12 protein-coding genes are annotated in these 15,498 nt (G+C 51.1%); 5 read left to right on the top strand and 7 right to left on the bottom strand.

Going from position 1 to position 15,498, the window contains the following annotated elements; genetic code table 11:
- Nucleotides 1-23: 23 nt before the first annotated feature.
- From pelE1 to hmpA, 4 genes are all read right to left on the bottom strand, one after another.
- On the bottom strand, nt 24-1,181 hold the full coding sequence (gene pelE1 / locus DZE2538_RS14365) for a pectate lyase PelE1 (protein WP_038916646.1): 1,158 nt from the start codon (nt 1,179-1,181) through the stop codon (nt 24-26).
- Nucleotides 1,182-1,712: 531 nt separating this feature from the next.
- Nucleotides 1,713-2,930, bottom strand: a complete 1,218-nt coding sequence (gene pelE2, locus DZE2538_RS14360) for a pectate lyase PelE2 (protein WP_038916645.1) — start codon at nt 2,928-2,930, stop codon at nt 1,713-1,715.
- Between the two features lie 421 nt (nt 2,931-3,351).
- The gene (pelA, locus tag DZE2538_RS14355) at nt 3,352-4,533 is read right to left on the bottom strand and encodes a pectate lyase PelA (RefSeq protein WP_023640482.1); all 1,182 of its coding nucleotides are present in this window, start codon (nt 4,531-4,533) and stop codon (nt 3,352-3,354) included.
- A gap of 494 nt (nt 4,534-5,027) precedes the next feature.
- Nucleotides 5,028-6,215, bottom strand: a complete 1,188-nt coding sequence (gene hmpA / locus DZE2538_RS14350; protein WP_038916644.1) for an NO-inducible flavohemoprotein — start codon at nt 6,213-6,215, stop codon at nt 5,028-5,030.
- A gap of 332 nt (nt 6,216-6,547) precedes the next feature.
- Here hmpA and glyA point away from each other — a divergent pair, with 332 nt between their 5' ends.
- From glyA to DZE2538_RS14325, 5 genes are all read left to right on the top strand, one after another.
- Nucleotides 6,548-7,801 carry a serine hydroxymethyltransferase gene (gene glyA / locus DZE2538_RS14345; protein ID WP_012885725.1) on the top strand — a complete coding sequence of 418 codons (1,254 nt, stop codon included), beginning with the start codon at nt 6,548-6,550 and terminating at the stop codon, nt 7,799-7,801.
- A 135-nt stretch (nt 7,802-7,936) separates the two neighbouring features.
- Nucleotides 7,937-9,085: a 3-phenylpropionate MFS transporter gene (locus tag DZE2538_RS14340; RefSeq protein ID WP_023640481.1), complete on the top strand. Its 1,149-nt coding sequence runs from the start codon at nt 7,937-7,939 to the stop codon at nt 9,083-9,085.
- Between the two features lie 42 nt (nt 9,086-9,127).
- Nucleotides 9,128-9,790 carry a DUF1007 family protein gene (locus DZE2538_RS14335; protein ID WP_038916643.1) on the top strand — a complete coding sequence of 221 codons (663 nt, stop codon included), beginning with the start codon at nt 9,128-9,130 and terminating at the stop codon, nt 9,788-9,790.
- Nucleotides 9,781-10,818, top strand: coding sequence for a nickel/cobalt transporter (locus DZE2538_RS14330; protein WP_038916642.1), 1,038 nt, complete (start codon nt 9,781-9,783; stop codon nt 10,816-10,818). The genes DZE2538_RS14335 and DZE2538_RS14330 overlap by 10 nt, the downstream gene beginning before the upstream one ends.
- 300 nt (nt 10,819-11,118) lie before the next feature.
- Nucleotides 11,119-12,240 (top strand): ABC transporter substrate-binding protein, encoded by a 1,122-nt coding sequence (locus DZE2538_RS14325; protein WP_038914422.1) that lies wholly within the window; start codon nt 11,119-11,121, stop codon nt 12,238-12,240.
- Between the two features lie 119 nt (nt 12,241-12,359).
- Here DZE2538_RS14325 and DZE2538_RS14320 read toward each other — a convergent pair whose 3' ends face one another.
- The 3 genes from DZE2538_RS14320 to DZE2538_RS14310 all read right to left on the bottom strand — a co-directional run bounded on the left by DZE2538_RS14320 (nt 12,360) and on the right by DZE2538_RS14310 (nt 15,358).
- Nucleotides 12,360-13,151, bottom strand: coding sequence for an ABC transporter ATP-binding protein (locus DZE2538_RS14320; protein WP_019845922.1), 792 nt, complete (start codon nt 13,149-13,151; stop codon nt 12,360-12,362).
- Nucleotides 13,148-14,131, bottom strand: a complete 984-nt coding sequence (locus DZE2538_RS14315) for a FecCD family ABC transporter permease (RefSeq protein ID WP_236617023.1) — start codon at nt 14,129-14,131, stop codon at nt 13,148-13,150. The genes DZE2538_RS14320 and DZE2538_RS14315 overlap by 4 nt, the downstream gene beginning before the upstream one ends.
- Before the next feature lie 102 nt (nt 14,132-14,233).
- Nucleotides 14,234-15,358, bottom strand: a complete 1,125-nt coding sequence (locus tag DZE2538_RS14310) for an ABC transporter substrate-binding protein (RefSeq protein WP_038916640.1) — start codon at nt 15,356-15,358, stop codon at nt 14,234-14,236.
- Nucleotides 15,359-15,498 lie beyond the last annotated feature (140 nt).

Raw genomic sequence — 15,498 nt, 5'->3', positions numbered from 1 at the left:
GCCGCTGTTGTTGGCAGGGGAAATTACAGTTTGCCGTAGCCTGCGTTGTTGTTGATGCTGGTAGCCAGGCTGCTGGTCATAGTCTGAGCCGAATATTTGTACGGCAGAGTCGGTTTGTACGCCGTCAGACCACAAGTATCCAGTTTAGTGGTGGTCGAGCCGTTAACCAGTGAGCCGTTGTCGGAGAACACCTTGCTGTTGAATTGCTTCACGATGCTACATTCTGGGTTCTTACCATCAATGCTCTTCAGGTTGGAGAGCGTGAAGGAGTTGGACTCAGACAGGATGCTGCCGCTGGTGCCCAGGCCGAAGCTGTACAGGTACGGATAGACGCTGTGCTTCACGTCGCCCAGATACACGTTGTTGTAAGCGTGGATGCTACCGAAACGTACGCGCGGAGTACGTTCGGTTACGCGGTCAAACACGTTGTTGTGGAAGGTGACGCGCAGTTTGCCGGAATCCTGTGAGCCATTGCTGTCGCTGTGGCCGATCAGGATAGTTTTGTCGTGCAGTTCGAAGCGGCTGTAAGAAATAGTGACGTAGTCAGAGCCTTTCTTGATATCCAGTGAGCCGTCGTGTTGAACGTATTTTTCACCATCTTTGGTGGTGTATTTATCGTCAGTGAAGCTACCATCGCTGATGGTGACATGGTCAACCCAAACGTTGGTCGAGTTGTCGATAACGGCAGCATCCCACTCGGCGTTCCAGCCATCACCGGTTTCATAATGCGGCGCGACATCCACCGGGGTTTCGATATACAGGTTACGCAGGATAACGTTGCTCACGCCCTTGATAACCAGCGAACCGTTGGTGAATTTACCATTGCTACCAACACCAATAATGGTGGTATTGGACGGAATGCTGATCTGGCTGCGGGCCTTTTGGTCGTCAAAGCTGGTATACGCTTTGCCACCACTGATATCAATCGGTCCGGTTATTTTGATGATTTTGGGTGATGAGTCAGTTCCATTCAGGGCTTTTTTAAAGTCGCTAATGTTTTTTACTTCAACTGCTTTTGATGCCTTCGCGCCACCAGTAGTGCCGCCGTTTTGCGTTGCCCAGCCAGTTGTTGCAGCATCAGTTTCTACTGCCGCATAAGCAGAGGTAGCCATCAGTGCGGCTGTGACAATCGCAGCCAGTAAACTTTTTTTTCCTGCAGAAGACACACGAGAGTTATTCATAGACCGTTTCCTTGCGCTGTAGGCGCTAATCCAAAGTGCATTATTGAAAATCAAAAAACCGTTTGTGAAAAAATGAAATGCCATTTTGTCCTTCGGCAAGGCGGATTTTTAAGCATTTTTGATTGTATGTTTTGAGATCAAAATCTCGTTTTTTTTATGAGAGTTATTAATTTTGTCTAAAGTGTGATCGAGACCGGTAACTTTTACTAATAGATGTTGAATTAAATTTTCTATTAAATTCAGCAATATACTTTGGTGTTTTTGTCTGTTGTAAGTAGTGTGATTAACAATTGATTCGATTTTTATTAAATATAATTTTATTGATATGAGGGGCTTATGTCAGATTAACTCCCCGGTGCTTATGGTGAAAAACGGACAGGCTTGCGAAAAATGCCCTTGTTGCAGAACTGAAAAGCATCGTAGTGAGGAGAGTCGATATTCCTGTTGAGGCACTGTGATGGAAGTAGCTCAGGGAAGAAGGAAAATCATCGAGGCCCCTGGCGATGGTGGCCTCGATGATTGAGCGGAGAATTACAGTTTGCCGTAACCCGCGTTGCTGCTGATGCTGTTTGCCAGGCTGGTCGTGATGGTCTGGGCAGAGTATTTGTAAGGGATTTTCGCGGTATAAGCGCTGAAACCAAAACCGCAGCCGTTTAGATTGTACGAAGCACCGTTGATGATTGAGCCTTTATCGGAGAAGATCTTGCCGTTAAACGCTTTGACCACGCTACATTCTTTATCGCGACCACTGATCTTTTTGAGGTTATCAATGGTAAAGGCGTTGGATTCAGACAGTAGGCTGCCGCTGGTGCCGATACCGAAGCTGTACTGATAACGATAGGCTTTGTGGTTAACGTCGCCGATGTAGACGTTGTTGTAAGCATGCACGCTACCGAAACGTACCCGAGGCGTTCGCTCACCGACGCGGTCAAACAGGTTGTTGTGGAAGGTGACGCGCAGTTTGCCGGCATCTTGTGAGCCGTTGTTGTCGCTATGCCCGATCAGAATGGTTTTGTCATGCAGTTCGAAGCGACTGTTGGAAACGGTAACGTAGTCAGAGCCTTTCTTGATATCCAGTGCGCCGTCATGCTGGACATATTTTTCGCCATTTTTGGTGGTGTATTTGTCATCGGTAAAGCTGCCATCGCTGATGGTGACATGGTCAACCCAGACGTGATCCGAGTTATCGATCACGGCGGCATCCCACTCGGCGTTCCAGCCATCGCCGGTTTCATAATGCGGCGCAACGTCCACCGGCGTTTCAATATACAGGTTACGCAGGATGACGTTGCTCACCCCTTTGATAACCAGCGAACCATTGGTGAATTTACCTTGGTTGCCGATACCGATAATGGTGGTATTGGACGGAATACTGATCTGGATGCGGGCCTTTTGGTCATCAAAGCTGGTGTAGGCTTTGCCACCGCTGATATCAATCGCGCCGGTTACCTGAATAATCTTGGGTGACGAATCGCTTCCATTTAACGCCGCTTTAAATTCGCTGATACTTTTCACGGCATAGATCTTAGACGATGACGCTTTAGCGCCGCCGGTTGTACCGCCGCTTTGTGTTGCCCAGCCGGTAGACGCGGTTTCCGTCGCTTTGGTGGTTTGCAGGCTGGCGGCAGAGGCAGTGGATACCATCAGCGTAGTGGCGATGACGGCGGCTAACGCGTTTTTCGTGGTGCGGAGGGCAGAACGTCCGGCTATTTTCTGTCTTGAAACAGAAGGCATAGATAAGTTGTTCATCACGATTTTCCTTATTCCTTGTTCACTCAGTGAATGTTCCTAATGTGTCTATGGATTAACGGTGTCTCAGAAAACGGAATAGCATTTCATCTTTTGGTTTGGCGACTATTCGTGTGTTTTCAGTGCCTGTTTTGTGAACTGTTTCACGATGATGGCAATCGCTTTTATTAACAAAAAATAATCTATTGACTGAATTTGTAACCTTGTGTTACGTGCGCGGTTTTTATGTTTACAATAATATCAATGAGTTGATTGGGTTATTTTCGCTGTTTAGCGTGGGTATGATTAAATAAATTGCGTATTGGTGAGTGGGGGATACAACGCTGGTCTAACCGGCGTGGAAGGACAGGATAAGCGATGAAAAGCAAAAGTGGTGTAAAAACGGCTGCTGATGCAGCCGTTGAAAACACGAAAAGAGAAATTACAGTTTGCCTGAGCCGGCTTTATCCGTAATGGATTGTGCCAGTGCGGCAGTCATTGGTTGAACGGTATAAACGTAAGGAATGGCACTGGTATAGGCGCTGAAACCACAACCCGATAGATCAACGGCGCTGCCGTTTAGTGTGGAACCGTTATCCGAAAAAATGGAGCCGTTGAATTTCTTCACAATCTTACAGGCTTTGCTGGCACTCAGATTTGCGATAGTGAAGCTATTGCCTTCCGATAACACGCTGCCGCTGGTACCGATACCAAAGCTGTACAAGTAGCGATAAACCGGATCTTTTACGTCACCTTTGAAAACGTTATTGAAACTGTGAATGCTGCCGTAACGTACGCGAGGAGCGCGCTCGGTGACGCGGTTGAACACGTTATTGAACAGGGTGACGTGTAGCTTACCTTTGTCCTGAGCGGAGTTAGTGTCGCTATGACCAATCAGCATGGTTTTGTCGTGCTGATCGATAAGGCTGTTGGAGATGGTCACGTAGTCGGAGCCACGTTTGATATCCAATGCGCCGTCATGCTGCACATAGGTTTCGCCATCTTTGGTGGTGTACATGTCATCAGTGAAGCTGCCGTCAGTGATCGTGACGTGATCAATCCACACATGGTGCGCACCATTGGTGATATTCATGCCGTCCCACTCGGCATTCCAGCCATCACCTGCTTCATAGTGCGGCTCAACATCAATCGGCGTCTGAATATAGACGTTACGGATGATCACGTTGTTGGTACCGTCAGTGCCGTCAATAATCAGCGAACCGTTGAGGAATTTTGCGTCGCTACCGATACCGATAACGGTGGTATTAGCGGGAATCATAATCTGGCTGCGGGCTTTTTGATCGGCAAAGTCTTTGTAAGGTGTACCGCCGCTGATATCAATCGTCCCTTTTATCTGAATAATCTTTGCAACTGTGCCAGCACTCAATGCACTAGTGAATTCGCTGATATTCGTGACGATGTAGATATTGTTGCTGCTTGCGGCCGCCCCGCCAGTAGTCGTGCCGTTTTGTGATGCCCAGCCGACAGAAGGGGCAGATTCCAACGCTTTATTGTTAATCAGCTCAGCGGCGGACACGCCAGAGGTCATCACGCCAGCTATCAGGGTGGCCAGCAGATAGGTTGAAGAGCGGGTAAAAGAACGTCCTGATGATGTGTTCATCATATTTTCCTTAGTTGACGTTTGTTTGAGTATTAAAAACTTCCATATATATCGAAAGGCATTTTTTATTTATTGCCCGCCAGGACATCACGTCATGAATTTCACTATTTATTAACTTTCTTGCCTTAACAATAATGAATAGTTTTTTCTGATGTCTCTGAAGGGCTGACAATGAATACGATCTATTTATTTACTTTTCAATTGAAACAAATAATGAAACGATGTTTTAAATGTAACATTGTGTTTTTTATCTCCGATTAGAATAGATAATCAGGGCTTTCTTTTTTTCGGGAATAAGGTGTGAAAATGATAACTTACGTTATTTTTATTACGCATTTTTATTTTTCTGTGTAGTGCGAAGGGGAATGAAAATGGCCTTAAAAAGCAGCGATGAGTTTATTTGGAAACAGGGTTCCAGTATTTTATTTTAGAAAATAAAACAGGCCGAATGGTCGGCCCGCTGACATTGTTGATATAAAAAATACCGTCGGTGTGAGCTATATCACTTTGTGTGGACCAAAACATTCGTAATGAATGTGTAATTCGGTAATTCCAGCTTCCAACAATTGCCGGGCGGCAAACTGCATAAAAGCAATCGGACCGCACAGATAGCACTGCAGGTCTGCCACCGGCAGTGATGTGGAAAGGTCCTGCAACGCCATTAAGCCGTGAAAAACAGAAGGGCGTGATGTCGCTTGTGGTGGGGTTTCCCGATACCAGATATAGGATTGCAACTGTGGTAACGCCGTGCCAAGGCTGGCGACTTCATCCGCAAAGGCGTGCACTTCTGGGTTTTCCGCCGCATGTAGCCAGAAGATGTCACCCTGATGTTGTTGCTGTTTTAGACTGTGCAACATGCTGAGCATCGGCGTCTGGCCGACACCTGCAGAAATCAGCGCCACCGGTGTTGATGGCGCGACATCCAGAAAGAAATCGCCGTGCGGTGCTGCCAGTTCAATGATGTCACCTTCACGGGCTATCTCATGCAGGTAACCCGATACACTGCCCATAGCTTCGCGTTTGACCGCGATACGGTAGTAGCGTCCGTTGGGCTCAGTAGTTAGTGAGTACTGACGAATTTCCTGATACTCAAAGCGTTTATCACGGATATAGACTGCCAGATACTGGCCCGGACGGTACGCAGCGATAGGGCCGCCATCCGCCGGTTCCAGCGTGAAGCTGGTAATCAGGCTGCTCTGAGGCTGTTTTGATACGATACGAAACGGCCGTGTGCCGGACCACCCGCCATGTTGCTCAGCACTGTGCTGATAAATAGCGCTTTCCCGCTGGATAAAGACGTTTGCCAGTACGTTGTAGGCTTTGCCCCAGGCATCCAATACCGCCTGACCCGGCTTCAGCATTTCGTCAAGCGTAACCAGCAGGTGAGTACCTACTATCTGATATTGCTCCGGGCGGATAGTAAAGCTGGCATGTTTCTGGGCGATTCGCTCGACAGCAGGCAGCAACGCAGGCAGGTTTTCAATATGCGTCGCATAGGCGCAAATCGCATTGAATAACGCCTCACGCTGATTGCCGTTACGCTGATTGCTCATATTGAAGATATCTTTCAGTTCCGGATTATGCTGAAACATCCGTTGGTAAAAGTGCGCAGTTAACGCAGGGCCAGTTGCAGCCAGTAACGGTATCGTGGATTTAATGGTAGCGATGGTTTGTTGATCCAGCATGGTGAACCCCTTCATTGTTGTCTTTTAAGTTGTATTTAAAATGCATGTTATTGGAAAGGGCTCCGTCTGTAAATACCTGGCGGTGCGATAGGCAAAAGGGAAGGGTGAAGATGGTGTGTATGAAAAAAATGCAGGTGGCGGATGAGAAAAAATCAGCCAGAACGATAAATCCCGGCAGGATGGGAAGCCTTGTGTAGCCTGTAGCTAATCGTTTGCGTAAAAACCTCTGTCAAGCTCTATCATCCCCAGTCCAAAACGGTTTACACTATGCACCCACGGCCCCCTGGGGTGATTTTAATAAAGAAGCACGTTAGCTGAGTCAGGAGATGCGGATGTTAAAGCGTGAAATGAACATTGCCGATTACGATGCCGAGCTATGGCAAGCAATGCAGCAAGAAGTGGTGCGTCAGGAAGAGCACATTGAACTGATTGCGTCAGAAAACTATACCAGTCCACGCGTCATGCAGGCCCAGGGGTCTCAGCTGACTAACAAATACGCCGAAGGGTATCCGGGCAAACGCTACTACGGCGGTTGCGAATACGTCGACGTGGTTGAGCAACTGGCGATCGATCGCGCGAAAGAACTGTTCGGCGCTGATTATGCCAACGTTCAGCCGCACTCAGGTTCTCAGGCTAACTTTGCTGTCTACACCGCATTACTGCAACCGGGCGATACCATTCTGGGTATGAACCTGGCGCACGGTGGCCACCTGACTCACGGCTCTCCGGTTAACCTGTCCGGTAAGCTGTATAACGTCGTGCCTTACGGCATTGATGACAGCGGCAAGATCAACTACGACGAAATGGCTGAACTGGCTCGCACACACAAGCCGAAGATGATCGTGGGTGGTTTCTCCGCCTACTCCGGTATCGTGGACTGGGCGAAAATGCGCGAAATCGCTGACAGCATCGGCGCTTATCTGTTCGTCGATATGGCGCACGTCGCGGGCCTGGTTGCGGCGGGTGTTTACCCGAACCCGGTTCCGCATGCGCACATCGTGACGACTACGACGCACAAAACCCTGGCGGGCCCGCGTGGTGGCCTGATCCTGGCGAAAGGCGGCGACGAAGACCTGTACAAGAAACTGAACTCCGCCGTGTTCCCGGGCGGACAGGGCGGCCCGCTGATGCATGTTATCGCGGGTAAAGCGGTAGCGCTGAAAGAAGCGATGGAGCCAGAGTTCAAGACCTACCAGCAGCAGGTTGCGAAAAATGCCAAAGCGATGGTGGAAGTGTTCCTGTCTCGCGGCTTCAACGTGGTGTCTGGCGGTACCGACAACCACCTGTTCCTGCTGGATCTGGTCAGCAAGAATCTGACCGGTAAAGAGGCGGATGCTGCGCTGGGTCGTGCCAATATCACCGTCAACAAAAACAGCGTGCCGAACGATCCGAAGAGCCCGTTCGTGACCTCTGGTATCCGTATCGGTACACCGGCAGCAACCCGTCGCGGCTTCAAAGAAGCGGAAGTCCGTGAACTGGCTGGCTGGATTTGCGATGTGCTGGACAATATCAATGACGAAGCGGTTATTGAGCGCGTCAAACAGAAAGTGCTGGATATCTGCGGCCGTTTCCCGGTTTACGCCTGATAATCCTGCCTGATCTGCCCGGCTTTGTCGGGTAGATTGCCAACGCCAGCCTTAGGGCTGGCGTTTGTTTTTCTGCTTCCCGTTGCGTCTGTTCCGGCTCTCTGACAGAGTAACCGACCGTAGAGGGGAGACAACATGGTTTTACAATCCACATATTGGCTGGCACTCAGCTATTTCACCTATTTCTTCAGCTATGGCATTTTTTTGCCTTTTTGGGGCGGCTGGCTCAACGGCGAAGGGCTATCCGCTGAGTCGATCGGTATCCTGCTGGGCGCTGGGCTGGTGGCCCGATTTATTGGCAGTCTGTTTATTACACCGCTGGTGAAAGATCCTGCCCGGTTGATTAGCGTATTGAGATTGTTGGCATTGCTGTCGGTGCTGACATTCATCGGGTTCTGGTTGGGCAGCGCCTGGCTCTGGCTCCTGATGGTCATGGCAGGGTTTAACCTATTTTTTGCACCCTTGATTCCACTGACGGATGCGCTGGCGGCGACCTGGCAAAAACAGATTCCACTGGATTACGGCCGGGTACGCGTCTGGGGCTCCATCGCGTTTGTGATAGGCTCTGCCGTAACCGGGCAACTGGTCGCCGTCTGGGGACATCAGGCGATTTTAGTCACCCTGGCGGTGGGATTGCTCTCAATGCTGCTGGGGATGATGTTACGACCGCATGTGATGCCCGCTTCGGTAAAACGTCACCAGACACACACTGCCGCTACGCCATGGCGTGTTTTGCTGCGTGAGTCTGCGGTCTGGCGTTTCTTATTGTGTGTGTCTTTGTTGCAGGGCGCGCATGCCGCTTACTACGGCTTTAGTGTGATTTACTGGCAGCAGGCAGGGTATTCGGCGGCGGTTATCGGCTATCTGTGGTCGTTGGGCGTGGTCGCGGAAATCGTGGTTTTTGCACTGAGTAAACGCCTGTTTGGGCATTGGAGTGCGTCCGGGCTGCTGATATTGTCTGCATTGTGCAGCGTGGTACGCTGGAGCCTGATGGGGGCGACGGTATCGCTGCCGTGGTTAATTGTGATGCAGATTTTGCATTGCGGCACCTTTACAGTTTGCCATCTGGCGGCGATGCGGTTTATCTCTTCCCGTCACGATGCTGACGTACTGCGCTTGCAGGCAGCGTACTCCGCGCTGGGTACAGGGGGCGCGGTTGCGGTGATGACGGTGGTGTCAGGGTTCCTGTTTGAGCATTTGCAAGGTGGGACCTTTTGGATAATGGCAGTGCTGGTGTTGCCTGTGTTCATGTTCCGTCCTCAGGTGAGTACTCGCTCTCGCTAAGTGAATAGGCATCAGTGTCAGGTGAAACGGACAGGATAAACAATGTTACATTATAACAATTTAGGCTTTTCATTCCGTTGGGTAAGCTGCCTGTTATTGACACTGCTAGCGTTATCCGGCCCGGCATTGGCCCATCCACACAGTTTTATCGACATGAAAACGACGGTGGAGGGGAAAGACGACCTGATAACCGGATTGCGTATGAACTGGACGATGGATCCTATTACTTCCGCTGATTTGCTCTATGATGCCGGTAACGCGGCGAAAGATTCCGACGTGTGGAAAAAACTGGCGGCAGGCGTGATGGCGAATGTGCTGGGGCAGCATTACTTCACCGATGTTTATCGAAACGGAAAGCCTGTGAAATACCTGTCGCTGCCAACGGAATATCATCTCTCCCGAGCGGGCAATAAGGCGGTGCTGGAGTTCGTGTTGCCATTGGCTCACCCGCAACCGCTGGCAGGGGCACCGTTACTGATTTCCACCTACGATCCTTCCTACTTCGTGGATATGTCGTATAAAGACGATAAAGCGATTCAGATTAGCGCGGCGCTGGCCGCACGCTGTAAAACTACGCTGATGACACCTAAACCCGATGCCTCGCTGCAGTCTTATGCGTTGTCGCTGGATAAAAACGCGAAACCCTCTCAGGACATGGATTTGGGAAAACAGTTTGCTCAACAGGTGACGTTGCAATGTCAGTAAATCGCTCGCGAGTTTCCCCTAATTATTTGCACTGGTGGCCGCTGGCGTTGTTTGTGCTACTACTGGGGGTTGCTGTATGGCAGGCGTGGGTCTGGTGGCCATCGCTCTTGCTGCAAAGTGTTGAGTGGCAGCGGTCTTTGCATCAACAAATGTCGGATTTGATGGAGCAGGTGCATGCCAGACCTCAACAGGCTGGCTGGACGCTGGTGATGTTTAGCCTGGTATACGGTGTGCTGCATGCTATTGGTCCCGGTCATGGCAAAGTGGTGATCGCCACTTATCTGGCGACGCACCCGTCCCGACTGAAAAGCAGCCTGCAATTGACCCTGACGGCCGCGTTGTTACAGGGGCTGGTGGCGATTATTTTGGTGACCGTCGTACTGGCGGTGTTGCAGCTTTCCAGCCGGACTTTGCATATCAGCAGTTTCTGGATGGAAAAACTCAGCTTTGTGCTAGTGACAGGGCTTGGGGGATGGCTGTGTCTGCGTGCGCTGCGGCGCCTGCTGGCGGTATTATTCCCCCGACCTAAACCACGCATTCACGCGTTAACGCCGCTTGGTTCACCCGTGCCGGGTAGTCGGCTGGCACCACCAGCCATACGCCATCAACATGACGCACAGTGCGGGTGTGGTCATCAACATGTGCCGTCGGCAGACGCGTTAAACCACAGTGACGGCTGGCGAACCCGTCTGATGGTTGTGCTGGCGATGGGAATGCGCCCGTGTTCCGGTGCGATCCTGGTGCTGTTATTCGCCAAAGTGCTGGATGTGTTTGTCTGGGGTGTGATCTCTGCGTTGACCATGGCGTTGGGAACGGCGCTGACAGTTTCGCTCTTAGGCGTGGCGGTATTGTTCTGCCGTCGTCAACTGGAGCGTTTAAGCCGTGATGGGACACCTTCCCGCTGGCAACCCTTTCTCTGGTCGGCCTTATCGCTAGCCGGTGGCATGATGCTGACCTTTGCCGGTATTGTGCTTTATCTCACCAGCCAACCCGATGTTATGGGCGGCATTCGGCCATTGATGGGGTAAGTACCGTTATCTCCCTTCGCATCGCCATCTGTCCCACAGTTTTCCAAATAGCAGTTCTCTAACGCTCAGTTTCCTAACATTCTGTGCGTTAGACGCACTGCTATTTTGTAAAGCAGAAGGGGGCGTTAACATCGCTCTATGTCGTCTGCCTGTCTGTATCCTCTGTTCATTTTCTGTCCACATAGTTACTTATCCTGTTCTTTTCCTGTGAAAAATATTGCTCCCAAACCGAGGCAACTTTATTATCTCATTGAATGATAATCAGTCTTATTATTAATTGGGTGATCAGGGAATAGCAGAATGAAAAAGTGGTTGTGTGCTGTTGGCATGGTATTGGGGTTGGCGTCGGCCGTCAGGGCGGCACCGATAATGATTGAAGATGTCAGCGGCAGAACCGTTGAGATCAAATCTGAAGTCAAACGGGTGATTTTGGGGGAGGGGCGGCAGATTTATCTGCTGGCGGCTTTTGATACCGAGGCCCCGTTCCAGCGTGTGGTCGGCTGGCGGGATGACTTGCCGAAAGCAGACTACGATGGTTATCTGGCTTATGAGAAGAAGTATCCACAGATTAAACAGTTACCGACCTTCGGCGGTGCCAAAGACGGTACGTTCAACGTAGAACAAGCCGTGAATCTGAAGCCGGATCTGGTGCTGATGAATCTGGAAGCGAAAGCGGCGACCGATGAGGCTAAGTTGATTGAAAAACTCGGCGGGTTGGGCATCCCGGTGGTCTTTATCGACTTTCGGGAAAAGCCGTTTGAAAACGCAGAGAAAAGTATTCGCATCATGGGGCAACTGCTGGGTAAACCAGAGCGTGCTGAGGCCATTATCCAGTTCCGTCGCCAGCAGATTGATGTCGTGACCGAACGCCTCAAACAGTATCAGGGGCCACGTCCGAAAGTTATGATCGATCGCGCAGGCGGTTATGACGAAGAGTGCTGCATGTCATTCGGCAATGAGAACTTCGGGAAAATGGTGGAAGCCGCCGGTGGCGTGAATATCGCTAAAGGTATTATCCCAGGTACATTCGGTACGCTAAACCCAGAGCAGATCATCAGCGCGCGCCCGGATGTGGTGATCGTCACCGGTGCTAACTGGAAAAACTACAATACCGCCAACGGTTGGGTCGGTGTTGGCCCCGGAGCTGACAAGTCGCAGGCGTTGCAGCGTTTGCAGAAACTGATGGAGCGCCCTGCGTTTAAAACCCTGCCAGTTGCCACCAACGGTAAGGCGCATGCCATCTGGCATCAGTTTTATGACAGCCCGTATCAGTTTGTCGCGATTCAGGTGATAGCGAAGTGGCTGCATCCGGATTTATTTAAAGATATCGATCCCGATGCGACTTTCCGCACCTTCCATGAGAAATTCCTGCCGCTGCCGTATCAGCCAGGTTATTGGGTGACGCTACCGGCGAAGTCCTGACAGACGACTGCTGCCTTCATCGGGCGGCTGACCGCTCAATAAAAAAGCCCCGAACCAGTAACTGTTCGGGGCTTTTTTCAGTGCTTATTAGACGGGGTAGCGGGTTCGTAGCGGGAATGCTACAGCCGTGGTTCAGTGACCAGCCCGTCGATCATCACTTGTGGAATACCGCGCGAGCAGCGTTCAATGCGGCCACGCACGCCATACACCTGAGCCAGACTGTCTTCACTGATCACGTTAGCGGGTTCGCCGTCTGCGATCAGTTTGCCGTCTTTGAGCATCAACACATGGTCGCCGTGACGCAGCGCAATATTAATGTCGTGCACGACTACTACCGTCACAATATTACGCTTACGGGTTTCCTGGCGGACCAGGTCCATGACGTGATACTGGTAATTGAGATCCAATGCACTGAGTGGTTCATCAAGCAATAGCAGTGAAGGCTGGCGGATCAGCGATTGTGCCAGCCCGACCAGCTGTTTCTGACCACCAGAGAGTTGATCCAGATAGCTCATTGCCAGATGCGAAATACCCAGTTGCCTGAGCAGCGCCAGCACTTCATCTTCGTTACTGCTGTGATGCAGTCCACCGGATGCACGCTGAGCGACGATAATCGATTCCAGTACATGGAGATGTACGCCTGCGGGCAATGATTGCGGCAGATACACCACTTTTTCCGCCCGTTTGGCGAAAGGTAACTGCATCAGGTTGACGTCATCCAGTAACAGGTCGCCTTGTGCCTGCCCTAAACCGGCCAACGCGCGCAGCAGTGTCGATTTACCGCTACCATTTGGCCCGAGCAATACCGTGATCTTACCGCGTGGCAGGAGTGGCACCGACAGGTCGTTAATGATGTTTCGTTTGGTGTAACCGGCAGAAAAACGCGAAATCGACAACCCATTGTGACTCATACGTTCCCCCGGTTACGCAGAATAATACTCAGGAAGAAAGGAACCCCTACCAGCGAGGTGACAATCCCAACCGGAATAATGACGCCGGGCAGCAGGTTTTTGGACGCGACTGACGCTAGCGACAACACCAACGCACCCGTCAGGGCACTGGCCGGTAGATAAAAGCGGTGGTCTTCGCCGAAAATCATACGGGCGATGTGCGGGGCGACCAGGCCGATAAAACCAATCGGCCCGACGAACGCGACCGATAGAGCCGACAGTAAACTGATGCGCAGCAACGTCGTCAGACGCAAACGGCGTACGTTGATACCAAAGCTGATGGCGCGATCTTCACCTAAGCGCAGTGCGGTCAACTTCCATGAGCTCATCATGGACAGCGGCATCACCACAGCCAGAACAGCCAGCAGAATACCGAGTTTCTCCCAGGAGGAGCGGGCCAGACTACCCATCGTCCAAAACACCAGTCCTTGCAGCGTATCTTCGTTGGCGACGAACTGCAAAACGGAGACCAGCGCATTAAACGTAAACACCAGTGCTATACCGAATAACACCACGCCAGAGGTCGCCACCTTCGTCCAGCGGGTAATACCATCCAACAACAGAGCCGCCAGTAGCGCGAACAGGAAGGCGTTAGCCGAAATGAACCATTGCGCTGGAACGCCGGGAATACCAATCCCCAGTACGATTGCCAGCGCCGCGCCAAATGCCGCCGCCGACGAAACACCCAACGTGAATGGGCTGGCTAGCGGGTTATTCAAAATGGTTTGCATTTCTGCACCGGCCAGCCCCAGCGCCAAACCGACCACCACCGCCATTAAGGCGTAGGGCAGACGGATGTCCCAGACGATGACCCGGCTACCGGCATCGGCGTTAGCCGGGTCGGTCAGTGTCTGCCACAGCACATCCAGCGGCAGGCCGGAAGGGCCGAGCATAAAGTCCAGCAGCAGGGAGGCCACAATCGCGACCGCCATCACCGCCATGATCACCAGTCGATGGCGGATGACGGCGTTGTAATGAACTATCGCGCTGTTTTCAGCCGTGCTGACACGGCTGATGGAGGATTCGGTGGTTACACTCATGGGTTAATTAGCCAGTTTACGGGCAAACACAAAATTGTCGTCAGGTAAGGTAGTGAAATGGCGAACGATGTAGTGATAGGTCTCGTCCGGGTTCAGATTGCTGAACTGCTTCGGGTACACCGCTTTGGCCAGATATTCCATACCAACGATGTTGTACGGATGGTTATAGAAGTGGTGGTAAACCCCATAGACCTGACCTGCTTTAATCGCAGGAACCTGGTCAATACCGGTACGGCTCAGCAGTGCTTTGGCTTTTTCCTGGATATCGCTGTCGCTGGCACCATAGCCAAATGGCAGAATTTTGCTGGTACCGTTACCACGTTTGGAACCGGTCATGATGTAGGTATCCGGTTTTTCGCTGATCACTTTTTCCAGTGAGACAAAACCCGATGCTCCCGGCAGCAAACCAGAGCCGATATTCTTCGCGCCAATGGCTTCCAGCAAGCCACCCCAGCCATTGTGGCCGTGAGTAAAGCAGCACGCGTCAGAGTTGCCAGCGATAGGTTCGATAAAGACGGTGGGTTTGGGGGTGATACCGGCTGTCACTTTCTGAATATCGTTAAAGTGCTGACGATAAAAATCAGTATAGGCTTTGGCGTTTTCTTCACGGTTTAACACCTTGCCAAGTAAGTCAACGCTGGGAGCGGTGTTTTGAGCCGGGTTGATTTCATAGTCCACAAACACCAGCGGAATGTGCAGCGCGTTCAGTTTGCTGATGACGCCATTTTCCACCAGCGCTGGTTTGGCGCGCAGTTGGGCGATCATCAAGTCTGGTTTTTTAGCCAGAATGCTTTCCAGCTCCACATCGCCTTTGTCGCTGAACCCCATGTCGAGGATGCCTTCAGACTGTGGCCATTTTCCCTTCAACAGATCCCAGGTAGCGGTGTCTTGTTTCTTAGGCAGATTGTTCCAGGCAACCAGTCGGTGGAATGGATTATCGCGATCTAACAACGCCATCGACATGATGTCGCGGCCGTCCTGCAAGACAATGCGCTGCGGTTCCTGGTTGATGGTGACGTGCTGTCCATCGATATCGGTCACGGTGAGGGGATACTGGGTGGCTAAGCTGGCGAAAGATGTGGTCAGTGTGGTAGCCAAAAGAAGAGAACGCCATGATTTCTTTAACATAACTTATCCTGTCATTAACCGCTGTGTGATAGGTCAATTCTGAATCGAGTGAATAGGAAATGAATGAGTTTAATAATTATTATCATATAAGGTTAAACTCTCACTCAATAGGGCTGAGTTGTAAAGAAAAATAACAGAGA

This window comes from Dickeya zeae NCPPB 2538, from assembly GCF_000406165.1.
GTDB lineage: Bacteria > Pseudomonadota > Gammaproteobacteria > Enterobacterales > Enterobacteriaceae > Dickeya > Dickeya zeae.
Note: the sequence above shows the minus strand (reverse complement) of the source record. Positions and strands in the feature narration are given on the sequence as shown.

What these genes read in the sequence shown, in the direction of transcription:
- hmpA (WP_038916644.1), bottom strand. Translation starts at nt 6,215, where the DNA reads ATGCTGGATCAACAAACCATCGCTACCATTAAATCCACGATACCGTTA.
- pelE2 (WP_038916645.1), bottom strand. Translation starts at nt 2,930, where the DNA reads ATGAACAACTTATCTATGCCTTCTGTTTCAAGACAGAAAATAGCCGGA.
- DZE2538_RS14325 (WP_038914422.1), top strand. Translation starts at nt 11,119, where the DNA reads ATGAAAAAGTGGTTGTGTGCTGTTGGCATGGTATTGGGGTTGGCGTCG.
- DZE2538_RS14340 (WP_023640481.1), top strand. Translation starts at nt 7,937, where the DNA reads ATGGTTTTACAATCCACATATTGGCTGGCACTCAGCTATTTCACCTAT.
- glyA (WP_012885725.1), top strand. Translation starts at nt 6,548, where the DNA reads ATGTTAAAGCGTGAAATGAACATTGCCGATTACGATGCCGAGCTATGG.
- pelA (WP_023640482.1), bottom strand. Translation starts at nt 4,533, where the DNA reads ATGATGAACACATCATCAGGACGTTCTTTTACCCGCTCTTCAACCTAT.
- DZE2538_RS14335 (WP_038916643.1), top strand. Translation starts at nt 9,128, where the DNA reads ATGTTACATTATAACAATTTAGGCTTTTCATTCCGTTGGGTAAGCTGC.
- pelE1 (WP_038916646.1), bottom strand. Translation starts at nt 1,181, where the DNA reads ATGAATAACTCTCGTGTGTCTTCTGCAGGAAAAAAAAGTTTACTGGCT.
- DZE2538_RS14310 (WP_038916640.1), bottom strand. Translation starts at nt 15,358, where the DNA reads ATGTTAAAGAAATCATGGCGTTCTCTTCTTTTGGCTACCACACTGACC.
- DZE2538_RS14315 (WP_236617023.1), bottom strand. Translation starts at nt 14,131, where the DNA reads ATGGCGGTGATGGCGGTCGCGATTGTGGCCTCCCTGCTGCTGGACTTT.
- DZE2538_RS14320 (WP_019845922.1), bottom strand. Translation starts at nt 13,151, where the DNA reads ATGAGTCACAATGGGTTGTCGATTTCGCGTTTTTCTGCCGGTTACACC.
- DZE2538_RS14330 (WP_038916642.1), top strand. Translation starts at nt 9,781, where the DNA reads ATGTCAGTAAATCGCTCGCGAGTTTCCCCTAATTATTTGCACTGGTGG.